Source organism: Streptococcus pseudoporcinus LQ 940-04 (assembly GCF_000188035.1).
Classification (GTDB): domain Bacteria; phylum Bacillota; class Bacilli; order Lactobacillales; family Streptococcaceae; genus Streptococcus; species Streptococcus pseudoporcinus.
Genome location: NZ_AEUY02000005.1, coordinates 497,695 through 512,709 on the forward strand (window position 1 = coordinate 497,695; position 15,015 = coordinate 512,709).

Annotated in this window: 17 protein-coding genes and 1 pseudogene; 7 read left to right on the forward strand and 11 right to left on the reverse strand. The window is 38.9% G+C overall.

The features are described from left to right. The first annotated feature begins 376 nt into the window (after positions 1-376). From STRPS_RS03670 to STRPS_RS03685, 4 genes are read left to right on the forward strand one after another with little or no spacing between them, the layout of a single operon-like run. Positions 377-1,456 carry a helix-turn-helix domain-containing protein gene (locus STRPS_RS03670; RefSeq protein ID WP_007895594.1) on the forward strand — a complete coding sequence of 360 codons (1,080 nt, stop codon included), beginning with the start codon at positions 377-379 and terminating at the stop codon, positions 1,454-1,456. Then, on the forward strand, positions 1,446-1,652 hold the full coding sequence (locus STRPS_RS03675) for a PLDc N-terminal domain-containing protein (protein ID WP_007895386.1): 207 nt from the start codon (positions 1,446-1,448) through the stop codon (positions 1,650-1,652). Before STRPS_RS03670 ends, STRPS_RS03675 begins: the two co-directional genes overlap by 11 nt. Then, on the forward strand, positions 1,649-2,551 hold the full coding sequence (locus tag STRPS_RS03680; RefSeq protein ID WP_007895354.1) for an ABC transporter ATP-binding protein: 903 nt from the start codon (positions 1,649-1,651) through the stop codon (positions 2,549-2,551). The genes STRPS_RS03675 and STRPS_RS03680 overlap by 4 nt, the downstream gene beginning before the upstream one ends. Continuing rightward, positions 2,548-3,309, forward strand: coding sequence for an ABC transporter permease subunit (locus tag STRPS_RS03685; RefSeq protein WP_007895546.1), 762 nt, complete (start codon positions 2,548-2,550; stop codon positions 3,307-3,309). The genes STRPS_RS03680 and STRPS_RS03685 overlap by 4 nt, the downstream gene beginning before the upstream one ends. 68 nt (positions 3,310-3,377) lie before the next feature. Here STRPS_RS03685 and STRPS_RS10365 read toward each other — a convergent pair. Together STRPS_RS10365 and STRPS_RS03690 are read right to left on the reverse strand one after the other, a co-directional pair. Then, a pseudogene (locus STRPS_RS10365) lies at positions 3,378-3,613 on the reverse strand (response regulator transcription factor); the annotation flags it as partial. Then, positions 3,585-4,523 carry a CPBP family intramembrane glutamic endopeptidase gene (locus STRPS_RS03690; protein WP_007895317.1) on the reverse strand — a complete coding sequence of 313 codons (939 nt, stop codon included), beginning with the start codon at positions 4,521-4,523 and terminating at the stop codon, positions 3,585-3,587. The gene STRPS_RS03690 and the pseudogene STRPS_RS10365, both read right to left, overlap by 29 nt. 161 nt (positions 4,524-4,684) lie before the next feature. On the opposite strand from STRPS_RS03690, the gene STRPS_RS03695 reads away from it, so the two are divergent. Together STRPS_RS03695 and STRPS_RS03700 are read left to right on the forward strand one after the other, a co-directional pair. Next, a complete protein-coding gene (locus tag STRPS_RS03695) occupies positions 4,685-5,197 on the forward strand; it encodes an RNA polymerase sigma factor (RefSeq protein ID WP_100068861.1) in 513 nt (170 codons plus the stop codon). Then, positions 5,175-6,125, forward strand: a complete 951-nt coding sequence (locus STRPS_RS03700) for a sigma factor regulator N-terminal domain-containing protein (RefSeq protein WP_007895289.1) — start codon at positions 5,175-5,177, stop codon at positions 6,123-6,125. The genes STRPS_RS03695 and STRPS_RS03700 overlap by 23 nt, the downstream gene beginning before the upstream one ends. Before the next feature lie 22 nt (positions 6,126-6,147). Here the strand turns inward: STRPS_RS03700 and STRPS_RS03705 are convergent, their stop codons facing one another. From STRPS_RS03705 to STRPS_RS03740, 8 genes are all read right to left on the reverse strand, one after another. Next, the gene (locus STRPS_RS03705; RefSeq protein WP_007895454.1) at positions 6,148-7,170 is read right to left on the reverse strand and encodes a S66 family peptidase; all 1,023 of its coding nucleotides are present in this window, start codon (positions 7,168-7,170) and stop codon (positions 6,148-6,150) included. A 67-nt stretch (positions 7,171-7,237) separates the two neighbouring features. After that, the gene (locus STRPS_RS03710) at positions 7,238-7,759 is read right to left on the reverse strand and encodes a YjbQ family protein (RefSeq protein WP_007895387.1); all 522 of its coding nucleotides are present in this window, start codon (positions 7,757-7,759) and stop codon (positions 7,238-7,240) included. 6 nt (positions 7,760-7,765) lie between these two features. After that, positions 7,766-8,452 (reverse strand): triose-phosphate isomerase, encoded by a 687-nt coding sequence (locus STRPS_RS03715; RefSeq protein WP_007895336.1) that lies wholly within the window; start codon positions 8,450-8,452, stop codon positions 7,766-7,768. Next, a complete protein-coding gene (locus tag STRPS_RS03720; protein ID WP_050784976.1) occupies positions 8,430-9,290 on the reverse strand; it encodes a class II fructose-bisphosphate aldolase in 861 nt (286 codons plus the stop codon). The genes STRPS_RS03715 and STRPS_RS03720 overlap by 23 nt, the downstream gene beginning before the upstream one ends. Before the next feature lies 1 nt (position 9,291). Further along, on the reverse strand, positions 9,292-9,576 hold the full coding sequence (locus STRPS_RS03725) for a PTS sugar transporter subunit IIB (RefSeq protein WP_007895419.1): 285 nt from the start codon (positions 9,574-9,576) through the stop codon (positions 9,292-9,294). 2 nt (positions 9,577-9,578) lie between these two features. Continuing rightward, positions 9,579-10,919, reverse strand: a complete 1,341-nt coding sequence (locus STRPS_RS03730; protein ID WP_007895683.1) for a PTS galactitol transporter subunit IIC — start codon at positions 10,917-10,919, stop codon at positions 9,579-9,581. A gap of 9 nt (positions 10,920-10,928) precedes the next feature. Further along, on the reverse strand, positions 10,929-11,387 hold the full coding sequence (locus STRPS_RS03735) for a PTS sugar transporter subunit IIA (protein ID WP_007895411.1): 459 nt from the start codon (positions 11,385-11,387) through the stop codon (positions 10,929-10,931). Between the two features lie 3 nt (positions 11,388-11,390). Continuing rightward, positions 11,391-13,331: a BglG family transcription antiterminator gene (locus STRPS_RS03740; RefSeq protein WP_007895628.1), complete on the reverse strand. Its 1,941-nt coding sequence runs from the start codon at positions 13,329-13,331 to the stop codon at positions 11,391-11,393. A 380-nt stretch (positions 13,332-13,711) separates the two neighbouring features. Between STRPS_RS03740 and STRPS_RS03745 the strand changes: the two genes are divergently transcribed. After that, complete coding sequence (locus STRPS_RS03745; RefSeq protein WP_007895469.1) at positions 13,712-14,533, forward strand: methyltransferase domain-containing protein; 822 nt, start codon at positions 13,712-13,714, stop codon at positions 14,531-14,533. 108 nt (positions 14,534-14,641) lie between these two features. Here STRPS_RS03745 and STRPS_RS03750 read toward each other — a convergent pair whose 3' ends face one another. Then, positions 14,642-14,911: a zinc ribbon domain-containing protein gene (locus tag STRPS_RS03750; RefSeq protein WP_007895435.1), complete on the reverse strand. Its 270-nt coding sequence runs from the start codon at positions 14,909-14,911 to the stop codon at positions 14,642-14,644. Positions 14,912-15,015: the final 104 nt, after the last annotated feature.

The following is a 15,015-nucleotide window of genomic DNA, read 5'->3' on the forward strand; positions in this document are numbered from 1 at the left end:
CTATTCTTAGGAACTTTTTACTCTAGTATTATGATCTAAGAGAATGATTTAACAAGTGGCTACTCGCACACATCATTTGCTTTACTAAAGCCAACCATACCTCCCTAAACCTAAGAGGCTAAGGCAATGTGCCCAGCAAAAACACCTTTAGAGTAGTCAAAGCAATCAACTAAATGAACTTAGAAAAAATGCTTTATCAAACAAGAGAGGAACTTCCAATGCAGTTAGGAATGTCACAGGCACTAACCAAGCATTACTTATTTTTAAGTAAGCCTCGCCTATTACTTGGAGGAAACTTCCTCTCCAAACTGTTTCCATATTAGAACTTTATTTTTCTTTTTGGAAACTTTATAATGATGGTGAAAGGAGTTCACTAATGATTGGAGATACTATTTTCTTAGAGCGTACGCGCCTGGGAATGACCCAGGAAAAACTGAGCGACTATTTGCATTTAACCAAGGCTACTATTTCCAAGTGGGAGAATAATCAAGCCAAACCAGATATAGATTATTTAATTCTACTAGCCAAGCTTTTTGATATGAGTTTAGATGACTTAGTTGGTTTTCAAAAAACCTTATCTGACTCAGAACGATCTGCCCTTTTTCATCAACTCAAAAAAGAAATGAACCATATGAGTGACGACGATGTTGTTAAAAAGGCTGAAGAACTTTCCAAGCAGCATATCAGTGATTTCAAAACCCTACTGATCTTGATTCAGTTAGTATTAAGTAACACTAAGCAAGTTAACAATAACCCTTGGTTACTAGATATACTTAATCGTATCATCAGTAAAACCACCGTCGAATCTGACCTTCAAGCAGCTATTATGCTCAAAGTGGTTATCTTGTTCCAAAACAAAGACTATGATGAGATTATCTCACTTTATCAAAACCGTCCCTATAAACTAGGTGAAGAATTGTTTTTGGCCAATAGCTTTGCGGCAAAGGGAGACATCACTCAAGCTAAACAAGTTCTACAAGTCGAAATTTATCAGCAGATTCCGCTGATTTGTCAATACCTTTTAAACCTAACGGTTTATGAAAGTGCTAATCGGCAAGAATTGATCTTCTCGCGCCTAGAGCAACTAATGACCACCTTTCAGTTAAAGAGCTTGCACCCTAATACTGCCATTTCCTGCTACTATGGCTTGGCTTGTCATTCTGTTGAATATAAGCCTAAGCAGGCTATTTCTTACCTCAAAGAGCTCGTAGAAGCTACCAAAAATCTACTCCAGCAATTCCAACTACATGGTGATCACTTTTTCGATGCCATTGACCCTTGGTTAGAGGAATTACCAACTGGAACGCAACCACCAAGCAGTGCGCAAACCCTAGTTGAACGCGTTATAAGCTTAGTTAAAAGTCCAAACTTACAACCTCTGGGTCAACAAAAAGCTTTTCAAGACTTGCTTGAAGACCTTGAGCAACTCAAAAAGGAGAACACTGATGAACACTAATATACCAAGCCAATTCCTACCGTTTTTCATTCCACTCATACTCTTACAAGTTCTTTTAATCATTATCGCCTTACTCAAATTACGGAAGATGAGCAAAACAAAATACTTATCAAAAACTGTCTGGGTGCTGATTATTATTTTTATCAACCTCTTTGGCCCCATTGTCTTTCTCAGTTTAGAAGGGAAAAATGAATGACTGCCATCACATTTCAAGGTGTCTCCAAAGCCTTTGGAAACAAGCACATTTTAAATCAGGTTTCCTTTGCCTTAGCAGACAATCACATTTATGGTTTTGTTGGTCCAAATGGGGCTGGGAAAACAAGCACTATCAAAATGATTTTAGGACTCATGAAAGTTGATGCTGGGCAGATTTCAGTCTTAGGCCAGAAGGTGACTTTTGGTAAAAGCACTAGTAACCAAGAAATTGGGTATCTCTCTGATGTTCCTGAATTTTATGATTATATGACAGCCAGAGAATACTTAGAACTCTGTGCTGGCTTGGCACAAAACCGTAACAGTTTACCTATTGATAAGCTATTAAAAGAAGTTGGTCTGGCTCAGAATAAGCAAAAAATTGCTAGCTTTTCTCGTGGGATGAAACAGCGACTTGGTCTAGCGCAAGCCCTCATTCATAATCCCAAGATTTTGATTTGTGACGAGCCCACTTCTGCTCTTGACCCTCAAGGTCGCAAGGATATCCTTCAGATTATTTCCCGATTACGAGGGCAAAAGACTGTTATTTTTTCCACGCATATCTTAGCTGATGTGGAAAAAGTCTGTGATCATGTATTAGTTCTGACCAAGGCAGGCATTCATGACTTAGAAGAATTAAGAGCGAGAGCGGCTATCGGTAAAAATCAGCTCAATGTCTTAATCAAGGTTTCACAGGAGCAAGCTAAATACTTAGCTCAGCAATTCTCCCTAGAAAGAAAAGACCAATCCTACAAGGTTACTCTAGCCTGGCCAGAACATCAGACTAAAGGCCAAGTTTTGGCAGCTTTTTACCGCTATTTAGTCCAAGAGGACATCACCCCTTCTTTAGTTGAGCTCTTAGATGATAGCCTAGAAGACTTGTATTTGGAGGTGATGACATGACAGCTTTTCGCTTAATGTTAAAAAAAGAGTGGATGGAAAACTTACGTAGTCATAAAGTCGTTGCTCTCTTTATTATCTGTGCTGTTTGTGGAATTTTAGGACCTTTAACAGCCCTTCTTATGCCAGATATTCTAGCTGGTATTCTACCGAAGAAGGCACAAGGAGCTATTCCCGACCCTAACTACCTTGACTCATATGTGCAATATTTTAAAAATATCAACCAACTTGGTCTTATCCTCTTCGTTTTTCTTTTTAGTGGGACCTTGACCCAAGAATTTGCCAGAGGGACTTTGATTAATCTAGTTACCAAAGGGCTCAGTAAAAAGACAGTCATTCTAGCAAAATTTACCATAATTGCCAGTCTATGGACAGGCTCCTATGTTCTTGGTTCACTTATCCACTATGCTTATACCCTCTATTATTTCAATAATGATGGAGATCATAAATTTTTGGCCTATGGAGCTTCGTGGCTTTTTGGACTCCTGTTGCTTAGTCTACTTCTACTCTTTTCTGTCCTTTTTCGTAAGACAGCTGGCTCACTGATGGCCTGCCTAGCAAGTATTGTACTTTTTATCATTTCTAGCTTTTTCAAGAACACTAAAGATTGGAATCCCATGCTTCTCATTCAAAAACAAGGCGCTCTTTTAAGCGGAAATTTTAAACTTGAAGATTGGCTACAACCTAGTCTTATAACCCTTACAATGCTCGTTTTCAGTTTAATCTTTGCTATAATTATTTTTGAAAAAAGTAAACTTTAATCATAAAAAGGTGTAAGACTCTTGAAAGTCTTACACCTCTTTCATTATCTTACTGTTGGGCCGCTCACTCACAGCCAACCTTTTTCCTGTGCTATCCTCACAGCATCCGTTCGATTACTAGCATTTAACTTGGAAAAAATACAAGTAAAGTAGTTTCGTACTGTTCCGTTAGAAAGAGTTTATCAGCAATTTCTTGATTAGAGAAACCTTGTGCCACCTCATTTAGAAGCTCCTGTTCTCTTGACGTTAGGAGATTAGGAGATAAAGTGACTTCCTCAATTAATTCTGGAGAGTACTCTTTTTTCTTTTAATAATTGCCAAGCAAGATAGCTAGTGGCACATAGGAGAACAAGGCTAGTTAGTAGACTACCTTCCGTCCCAAAAGCTCCGCCAGAAATCCAATCTGGGGATCCAGCCTTTTGCGTGAAATGGAGAAGAGATGGGCCAGCCGCGGTTCCACTCACAGAAACACCAAAGATATTCCCTTGTGTAAAATTCCAGGCTCCGTGAATGCCTGCCACTCCCCAAAGATTATCCGTTTTAAGCATATAAAGAGACAAAAAAATTCCCACAAGGATGATACTAAGAACAGATAAAAAGTTGACATGCTCATTACCAAGGTGCATCATTCCAAACAAACTATTTGATACTATGATGGCAATAACTAAATTAGTTCTTTTAGCAAGAATAGGTAACAACCAACCACGGGTCAGTAGTTCTTCTGTTCCCCCCTGAAGCAACCATAGCGGAAGTATAAGCAAGATAAAACCAAGGCTTTTAAAAGAGAAATCAACTGACTGCAACTCCAGACCACCCAAAAGAAAACTTAAAGTCAGCGTTAGAGAAAAGAGCAAGAGGCCTAGGAACCAACCTTTAGCCAGCTCTTTCAAGGCACGATGTTTGAAAAAACCTAGGCTACTAAGAGGTCTCTTCTCATACCACTTGACCCAGGCAAATAAAACAAGGCTCACAAAAGGAAAGATTCCTAGCTCTACTAGCGGATTCTTAGAGAGAGCTCCAATTTCAGCTATAATATCAGAACCCCCTTTTAGCAAAACAGTTAGAATAATCCCCATTCCAAGAAAGATGCCTCCAAGCAGACTACCCAGAATAAAGAAAACCTCTACCATCCCACAAGCTAATAATGAGATGAGCCAGGCAGGTAACTTCTGATAACGACTAGTTTGAAGCTGTAACATACGTTTGTTAATCATATCGATCTCCTTAAATGCTAAACTTGCATTCCATTATAAATGAATAATATAAAAATGACAACATTATTAGATACCCTTTTAAAAGAATTTTGATAAAATGTAACCATCTATCACTGTCATTCGTTATACTAGTGAAAAGAAAAAGGAAGTGCAAGGAGGACATTCTTATTGAATTAGATGCTTATGAGCAAGAATTAATGGCCTATTCTCAAGAGATTATAGGCTATCTGGTCAATTCTGGGGTTTCACCAAATCAGGCTCAAGATGTCACCCAAGATGTTTTCCTTCAAATGCTCGAGTGTAACTATTCTATACCTTTGGAAAAAATCCGATCCTGGATGTACCGTACAGCCATACGTCGCTACATTGATCTTTATCGGCGAGATAGACACTACCATGAGCTTCTTCAAAAGGACTTCTTTTCCCAACAAGCTGTAACAGCCTATGATTTAGGTGATTACGATGACCTGTATGATGCTATCAGCCAACTTGATGATAAGGCCCAACTCCTTTTAGACCTTTATTATTTTCAAGGCTTTTCGATTAAGGAAATAGCTGCCATTACAGGTTATTCCCAAAGTAATATTAAAATCCGACTGATGCGACTGCGACAGCTTCTCAAAAAACAATTACAACTGAAAGGATACCCAAATGACCACTATAAAAACAACTGACCCACTAGCCAAGTTAGCCAAGAAACGGCGAAGAATTACTTTTCTAAAGACAAGCCTCTTCAGTCTTTTGGCTTGCCTACTTGCCCTGATTATCTCTTTTAAAGGGCTAAGCAGCTTGACAGCTAAGAATGGGCAAAAAATTTACGAAAACTATCAACAATTGGCACAAATCGCCTATCCAAACATTTCTTACGATAGTCTTTACTATTTCCCAAGTGGCCAATTCACTGGAAAAATTCATGCCGATCGGTTTAAAGATTTAGATGGCATACCAGTCCCTTACTCCCCCTACGAAGCTTATTACAATTTAACAGGTACCTATGATTCTGCGCCAGGAGACGCTTTCTCATCAAAAGCTGCCCTCTATGACCGGGGAACACGGCAAAAAATCCCGCAATTTTACAATACACAGGTTCAGTTCACTAAAAATGAGGCCAAAACAAGTCCAAGTCAAGACCTCAAGCAAGTGAGTAAAATGAACAACCAGATTATTGAAGTAGCCATAACCTTTGATAAACCTTACACCTATCAAGAAATTAAAAAGAAGATTCCTAAGACAATCAAACAAAATTGGTTTTGGATTGGAACTTATACCAAATTAGATACTTCGCAATGGTCCACTTCTTACCAATTTGGCACTGATCCTGACAATTTAAAATCACCCCATCTCTTCCTACAAAATATGAAAAAAGTATATCGAAACGGCTCTAGAGTCTCCATCGGCCGTGTTGATATCTATTCTGACTTAAAGAAATACCTCAAAAAATCCAAAAAGATTAAAAATAGCGACCAACTCACTTTTTCAGGTATGATTCTAACAGGAAAGTCAGAACATTTTGAAGCCCTCAATGGTCAAGAGTGGATCTATGCCTCAAGTATAGGAGCTACTATTGAAAATCAGGGTTACTACAAGCTAGATAGCAACTAAAAAGCCCAATAGGGCTTTTTAGTTATCTCAATCTAATAACCTGCTCCTCTGCATCAACATCAGCCATACAACCAAATGGCAAGATTGCGCGTGGTGTAGCGTGACCAATATTGAGATTATAAATTATTGAGATATCTGTATCAACAATCTCTAAAAGATTTTCTTTATAGGCTTCATAGTGAGAGTCATCTTGAGGTTTACCAACTAATAAGCCCTTGATAACATTAAAGATACCTGTCTCTTTGAGCTTTTTTAACATCTGACGATGTTGACTAGGACTCGGTTTTTCTTCGCTGGTTTCTAGAAAGAGGATTTTTCCTTGCCATTCTTCTAAAGAAGGAAAGAGTTGATAGGTTTGACACAGCACCACACTGTCCTCATAGCGACTATTATCAAAGATATCATAGAGAGACTCTAAGCAACCTCCTAGTATCTCCCCAGAAAATTTAGGCTCTCCTTTAAGCCATTCAAATCCTGAATTTGTATGAGGGGTCCGCTGTGTCCCTAGAGCATCTTCACTAAAATCCCTTCGCTCCTCATACCACAGGTGACTGGGTCTAATCTCTGAAATCTTTCCTGTTTGTAGAAGCTCTCTAAAATAATGCTCTGTGTAAGGTAACATTTCTTTATCCAGTTCACAAATATCAGCAAGAAAAGATTGTCCATAAAAGGTTTTGATACCAACTTTATGAAGCATCAAATGATTCATTGTCGTATCAGAAAACCCCAGAAAGATCTTCTGTTTTGCCACCTGCTCTAACTCCTGATGATCAAAAAGATAAGGCAAAAGGCGATAAGTATCATCACCACCAATAGCACACAGAATCATATCAATAGCATCATCCTTAAAAGCCTGAACGAGATCAGCCGCACGCGCCTCTGGATGCGCCTTAAGATAGTCCATTCCCTTGAGAGCATTAGGTAAGAACTTAACTTCTAATCCATAGTCCTTGAGACGCTTAAGGCCAAGCTCCAATTCATGCTTAACAAATGCCTCTCCCAAGATACCACTTGAAAGACTAACAATACCAACTGTTTTAATCATAGGAACCTCCAATTACTTTTTCATATCATAGCACAAAGAAAAAGTAAATTGAAGCCCAATTTACTTTTTACTCTCCTATGATTGTTACCTGAACACACCGTTCCCTTTCACGTGTTCTATCAAAATCAACAAAATAAATGTAACCTGTCTTGCCGACTGCTAAGCTATTTTGACTTATTGGAATCATCTCACTTGCTCCAATCAGGCTGGCTTTAAGATGGGCGTCAGCGTTCCATAAGGCTCTACGATCTCCCCCTGGTAGCCATTGCTCTGGGTGGGGCCAGGATTCTACAGCCTGGTAATGAGCTTCCCCAGGATAATGATAGGTTTCTGACGACGTATGTGGGGGAAAAATTCTCTCCAAGGCTTTTGATAAGTCTAAATTAAGAAAGTCATCTCCATTCATGTCACTATCATGTGTCCATTCCTCAAAGAAAATGGCACAAGTTGTGTGAGGTGTTGTTACATAGACCATTCCATTTTGAATACAACTCTCTGCTAGAGCAGTCCTCACTTGAGGCGTCACATCAAAATAAGAATCGCGTTGTGCGTAAGTATTAAGCCTAAATTGAGTCTGATAAACCGTCATTCTTGCCTACCTTTCTTGAATTGCTGTTTTGACAGCTTTAACCATATCCATGAGCATCTGTTTTGGATTTTCAGCTTTAACAATGCCACTCGTACAACCTGTTCCGTCCGCGCCTGCTAATATGGTCTGGTAAACATCTCCAGCGCTACTGATACCTGCCGCTTGCATAACCAGGCATTCTGGGTGAAGTTCTTTGATAGCTTTATTCGTTTCTTCAATATAGTCGTTACCACTTGTTTTTCCTGTCCCAATCAGCTCTGTTGGCTCACACAAGATAATATCTGGCTTTAAGACTGCTATTGCACGGGCTTCTTCAACAGAGTCTGCACAGACAATAGAAATAAGCCCTTTTTCCTGGCAAATAGTTAAAGCTCTGGTAAGCTGGCTCAAAGTCATAGGGTGTTCCGCATGATTTAAGAAAACTGCTTTGACACCAACATTAATCAAGGAATCTGGTAAGACCGCGCCCATTCCTCTCCCAGGAGAGATCCCGTCTAAGTGCTGAGCTGTCACGATAAGCTGCTCTGTATGCTCAGCCAATTGTCCTAAATCAGTGTATGGAGCGGTAATAAAAATGCTGACATCTTGATCAACTAATTGTTCTGCTGCTAGTGCCAGGTCTAAAAGTTCCTGCCCGTAGAGATAAGATTTGGGATTAAAGACGAAAAAATTAGAATTGACACTTGCTTTCATCGCTCAAAACCTCCTTGGTCTCAAAAACATCGTAATAATGTAGTAGAACTTCTTTCATTGCCCTTTGCATTCCTTGTTGTAAGCTTGGATAGTCTTTGATCTGGTGCTTTTGTTGATAGGCAAAGGCCGCAGTAATAACATCAGAAAAAATATTGATTTTGGCCATACCTTCACGCGCACATTTCTTCAAATTAGCATCACCCGAGGAAGAGCCTCCATGTAAAACGAGAGGGATCGGAAGCTGACTAGCAATTTGCGTTAACCTTTCAAAATGAATTTTAGGAACTCCACTATAAATACCATGAGCCGTACCAATAGAAATAGCTAAGCTATCAACATGGGTCTTTTGATAGAAGGCTTGCGCGTCCTCTAAACTTGTATAGATAGATTCCACAACCTCATGATTTTCTAAATTGTCATTAGCTCCAACAAAACCTATTTCTGCTTCGACATCAACACCTCTGGCATGGGCATAGTCCACAACCTCTCTCGTTAGATTAACATTCTCATCAAAAGTCTGCAAGGAAGCATCAATCATCACCGAATTAAAACCTAGATGAATAGCTCTTTTAATAAAAGCCAAATCTTGACCATGATCTAAATGTAAGACTACAGGCGTAGTGGCTTTTTCTTGGACATAACGTCCTATCATGGCCGCGTCCTCTAAAGCCAGCCAATCATTATGCGTCTGAGCAAAGGCAAGGATAAGAGGTAACCCCTTTTCTTGACTAGCTTCTAAATAAGCCTTTGCACTTGAAAAATCAATGAAGTTCATGGCTGGTATCGCAAAATGTTGCCTCTTTGCCTCTTTCAAAAGGGCTGACATACTTACTTTCATCTTATGCCTCGATTTCTTTTTTAACCTCTTCCCACAGAGCATCTGCACCAATTCCTGTTAACAAAGGCAATCCCATAATCACCTTATCTTGAACACTTTCTGGAACAACCGTCGTTGAAATAACAATATCATAATCGTCAATGTGATTAACTTCTTCAGCAATTTTGGATTGATAAAGCTTAACATTCTTATCATAACCATTTTCTTCTAGCCAGGTTTTGACTTTTCCCATAACAACTGTTGATGTTGCAATTCCAGAACCACACATAACTAGTAATTTTTTCATAATTAAACCTCTTTTGTTTCTTTCGTCTTCGTCGTTTTATTGACATAAAATAGCCCAGCTAAGGAAACTAATAAGACAAGGCTAATGATCAGCCATGGTAAATGATTGGCCGCAAAAATGAAGAGACCTGTTGGCCAAAGCCCTCCCTCTGCCATAGCTGTAATGCTAGAATGACCATCAAGATTAAACTTAGCAGCTTTTGCAGATGCCGTTACAAGGGGTGCCGCCCAAGATGTAATATATAAAATAGAGATCATGTACAATGAACCACCAATAACAGTTCTGATGATATTACCTCTAAACACAGCTGCCATCAAACAAACAACAAATGGAATAGTAGCTAAATCACCAAATGGTAAGGTCTTGTTACCAGGTAGAATAACAGCAAGTAAGATTGTGATAGGAACAAGAATTAAAGAACTTGAAAGAACAGCTGGGTGACCTACTGATAAGGCGGAGTCCATCCCGATATTTACTTCCCGACCAGGGAAGCGTTTTTGCACAAAGCTGTTGGCAGCTTCTGAAATAGGTGACAAACCTTCCATCAAAATAGAAACCATACGCGGCATTAAGAGCATGACAGCAGCTGTCTTCACAGCTAATTGGGAAACCCCTTGAAGGTTATAACCCGCTAATATACCAATAACTAGACCAATCATTAAGCCCATAACAGTGCTTTCGCCAAAAATGCCAAATTTCTTTTGAATAGTCTCAGGATCAGCTTGAATTTTATTGAAACCAGGGATACGATCAAAAATCCAATTTAAAGGGATAGCCACAAGAAAACCTGGTGCCGATGTTCCGTGGGGGAAAGTAATATTTGGAAAACCATAAAATTTCTTAATTGCTGGTGCAATAATATCTGCTAACAGGTAAATCATTACCTGATAAGCAATCATAGCATAAAGACCTAAAGCAAAATCATGAGTCACTGCATAAACCAAAGATGCTACGAAGGCCGCATGCCAAAAATTCCACATATCAACCATGAGGGTTTTGGTCCAACCGATAAATAGAAGCAAAATATTAACTGCTATTCCAATCGGAATGGCTAAACTCCCTAATAGCGTACCATAAGAAATAGCTGCCGCTGCTGGCCAACCCACATCAAGCGTTGTTAATTGCAAACCAAAACGTTCAACCATTGCTTGGGCAGCCTTACCCAAGCTTCCTGATAGCAGTTCAACCACTAAGTTCAAACCGACAAAACCAATCCCCACTGTAACACCCGCATTGAAAGCTTTTCGGGCAGGGGTTCCTAATAAAAGCCCAAAAATGAAGATTAAGATGGGGAGAACGACGATTGCGCCTAAATCAATAAACTTTTGTAAGATATCAAACATGACAGCCTCCTATAATATGTGATGTGATGATAACAACTCTAATACTTGACCTTGCTGGTTAGCATGACAAGCTAAAATGCGATGAACCAAGTCTCTATCTTGCAATACTCCCATCAATGTTTGTAACATTTCCAACTGTGAATGGGCTTCCTTAATAGCTAACATGACGATTAACTGAACAGCAACTTCTTGATCCTTACTTGCCATTTGCGTAAAAGTAACTGGCTTTTCTAAAGTCATTAATGCTACCTGCGTCTGAGTGACATGTTGAGCATCGGTATGAGGCAGAGCAACCCCGTAATCTTCAAATTGCAGGCCCGTTGGAAAAACATTTTCACGCTCAATAATTGCCGGAACAAATGTATCTTTAACAAACTGCTGTTCTTGAAGACGGTTTCCCAGATAAGTCAAGGCTTCTTCTGCCGTTTCTATACCTGAAACCTGTAAAAATATTAAATTCTCATCCATTCTTTAGGCTTCCTTTCCTAGTAATACACACATAAAATCATCCTTAGTTTTAGCGTTCGCTAATTTTCTAATAAAATTTTGGTTATCAATTTTCGAATAGATATGAATAAGAGCATCTTTATAGACTTCCTCTTCTCCACCTTTAATAGCAATTAGCATCACTACCCTTACCTGATTTGCTCCCCATTGAATAGGGTTCTTTAGAGTTAGAAGGCTTAATTGTGACACTTCGACAGTATCCGGACTGGCATGCGGCAGAGCAATCCCAGTATAGACACTAGTGCTTCCTAGGGACTCCCGTTGCATGATAGACTCTCGATATGCTGAGGAGTAATTACAGTTAGTGTCCTTATCTTCTACAAGATATGCAATGCATTCTTCCAGCGATTGGCAATCTTGATGTAAATAGATACGCTGTCCTATTAGATCTGAGATCAGCGACTGATTCACAAGATCAGGGTTATTGATAACGGAAAGGGTCTTTCTGTTCCCATTAACCATGGAGTAATAGACATCTCGTATTTTTTCCATCTCCAATTGACTAAGAACCGGACTGACTAGTATATAAGCTTCCTTGATATGACTTAATTCCACCGAGCTAATAATAATGTCTGCCTTTCTTGCTTCATGGGTTGTAATCTGAGTATAATCGATCTTTTTGAGATAGTCATAAGGAGAAATCACCCGTTTAAGGGCATTGACAATGAGTTCAGAAGTGGCTAAGCCATGAGGGCAAATAACATAAATTAATAAGGGCTTTTCAATTTTTTCAACAGCAATTTGGAAATAAATGGTCAAAAATGCTATTTCCGAATCTAAAAAGGCAATCTGATAATTATCTGCCACTGTCTTAGTGGCTAACCATACAATATTGAAGAGGATTGAGTAACGTTTTTTGATTTCTTCAGTGGTCTGATTTTCCAACCGAATACCATTTTTCAAACGATAAATCATTGGTCGCATATGGTTGGCAATCTTTTCATAAAGGTACTGATCAGCTTGGAAATCAATTCCAGACAGTTCACTAACCTTCTGAATTAAATGGTTGGTCAAAATATGAAACTCATGTTTATCATCTGGAATAGTGACGTAACCTAGCGACAAAATCGTTAAGCAAATAGCTTTAATATCCTGATCTGGCAACCTCTCAATTGGTAAGGACAAGGCTTGGCTCAACAATTCACTAGCTAAAGGATAAACTTCAAAAGACTTCAACTCTTCTTCTATACTGGTTTCCTCTAGATAGTGCTGTCTTCTAATGCGATGACTAGCTATTAGAAGATCTAAAATGAGATAAATCTCCAAATGACTAGGAATTGAGAAGGCATATAAGGAGGTGGATTTGGCAACCATGTCACAAATATCAGTCACCTGTTTTATGGGAAAGATAGAAGAGAGAGTCTTTTTGATATCTTCCTGAGGAGACATTAACTGATAGTGAGAAATGAGATAGGTCCGGTAAAAGTGACGAATAGCTTTCTCACTCCCTTTAATCCGAACATCTCCAAATCGTTTAGATAAACACAAATTATTTTCCAATAAATAGTGCTCTAGTTTTTCCAAGTCCCGTCTAACAGAAGTTTCACTCACAAAGAAGGACAAAGCTAAATCTAAAATAGACTGTTTATCTGACTCCAAAATGAGTTTGTAAAGGTAGCAGGCTTCACGTTCAGAATAGTCCTTATGATTGATACTTAATTCATTTTGACTTCTTAAGTTGGCAAGTAACTTAACCTTGTGAGAGTCCTCTCCTTTGATAAGAATGCCGTGTCGAGGAACTTTCGTTAAAAAGAGATGATGAGCTAAAAAAATGTCGTCAAGCTCTTTTAAATCTGAGTAAATGGTTTTGGTGGAAACCTGATAGTTTTTTGCTAATTGAGCAGCACTCACAAAACTATTTTGTTCTAATAGGGTTATAGCTAAATCTTTTTGTCTATTATTCATTGGTCCTCCCATCAGACTCTATTCTTATTATATAGAAAACGCTTACCAAAATGAAGCCATCCTACTTCCACATTAATCTAGTAAGGGTGTCTCTCACGACCGAAATGATTTTCATGATAGCAAATGCCTCAGTTCATTTCAAGACAAGTAAACAGGATTAACAAAAGCGTCAAACCCAATTCTGGTATTTTTTGGTAAACGTGTTACTAATCATTGTAGCAAGTGAATCAGCCAATAACACTTAGTCCGACAGTCCTTACCCACAGCTAATCATTCCAAATGATGACAGTTAGATAAAGCTAGCGGCTGTAAAGGAACTCCCTACAAGTATGAATTAGTGTATAATAGAGTCAGTTTTATTGAAACAGAAAGGAAGCCCCATGCCCGCATTTACTCAAACCGTTGGCCTCTTTACTTGTCCAATTTGCCATAGCGCCTTCCAATTAGCTCAGCGCAGTCTCATCTGCCCTAAGAGGCACACCTTTGATTTAGCTAAACAAGGCTATGCCAATCTCCTGCTCAATACCAAAAAAGATCCTCATTACAACAAGGAGTCCTTTATCAGGCGTAGCCATATTTTAGAAGCTGGCTATTATAATCATCTGTTACAAGCAATTAATAGCTATTTACAGCCTGATAGACCTATTACCCTTCTTGATGTCGCTTGTGGTGAGGGCTACTATGCACGCGCACTAGCGCAAGAAACTAGCCGCCAAATCTTAGCTTTTGACCTTTCTAAGGACTCCATTCTCTTAGCTGCTAAAAAAGATCTCCAAAAACGTGTCACTTGGTTTGTCGGCGATTTAGCTAAATTACCCTTAGCAGACCAAAGTGTAGACGTCATATTAGATATTTTTTCTCCCGCCCATTACCAAGAATTTCAAAGGGTCTTGAAACCTGAGGGAAAAATAATCAAAGTGGTCACAGCTAGTGAGCACCTTAATGAATTACGTCAGGTTGCTGCTAGTCACATCGCTTCTAAAGACTATTCCAACCAGAGCGTTATTAGTCATTTCGCCCAAGCTTTTCCAGATTACCATATCAGTCACCATAGTCATACCTATCCCATCAAGCAAGAAGATTTAGCTGACTTTGTTCAAATGACCCCACTCTTTTTTAATGTTAATACTCAGCAAATCAAGATGGACACTATCCGTGAAATTACCGTCGCAGCAGATATTTTAGTAGCAGAAAACATTTAAGAAAACAAGTTCCTCTTTCGGGAACTTGTTTTGTCACTATGAGTTGGGCAACTTCTATCCTAAAATGATGAGTAAAGGGATATAAATCAGGACTTTTAAAGTAAATGACTACCGACGCCATCTTTTCACTTTTTTCAAGATTATAGGATAGCTTACCAACATTAGCCATTTAACTAAGGGATTTCCTGGACTTGATTGAATACCTGCTTTGCCTTTAGCAAGCATTTGCTCAAAAGTGATGTCAGCTTCTGTGAAATGTCCATTCAGGTAGCAAAGGTAACAATAGTCCTCTGACCTTGTGCCATCAGCATGATAACCACGGAGGTCTTGATTTTGAGCCATTAAAGGCATGGCACAAGATTGGCAAAATTTTTCCATAGCGCTCTCCTATCTTTAACCTATTTTACCATAGCTGGACGACAAAGTGTTATTTTCTGAATATTAAACAGTGTTAAATGAGAAGTAAAGAAAAAAACCATGAT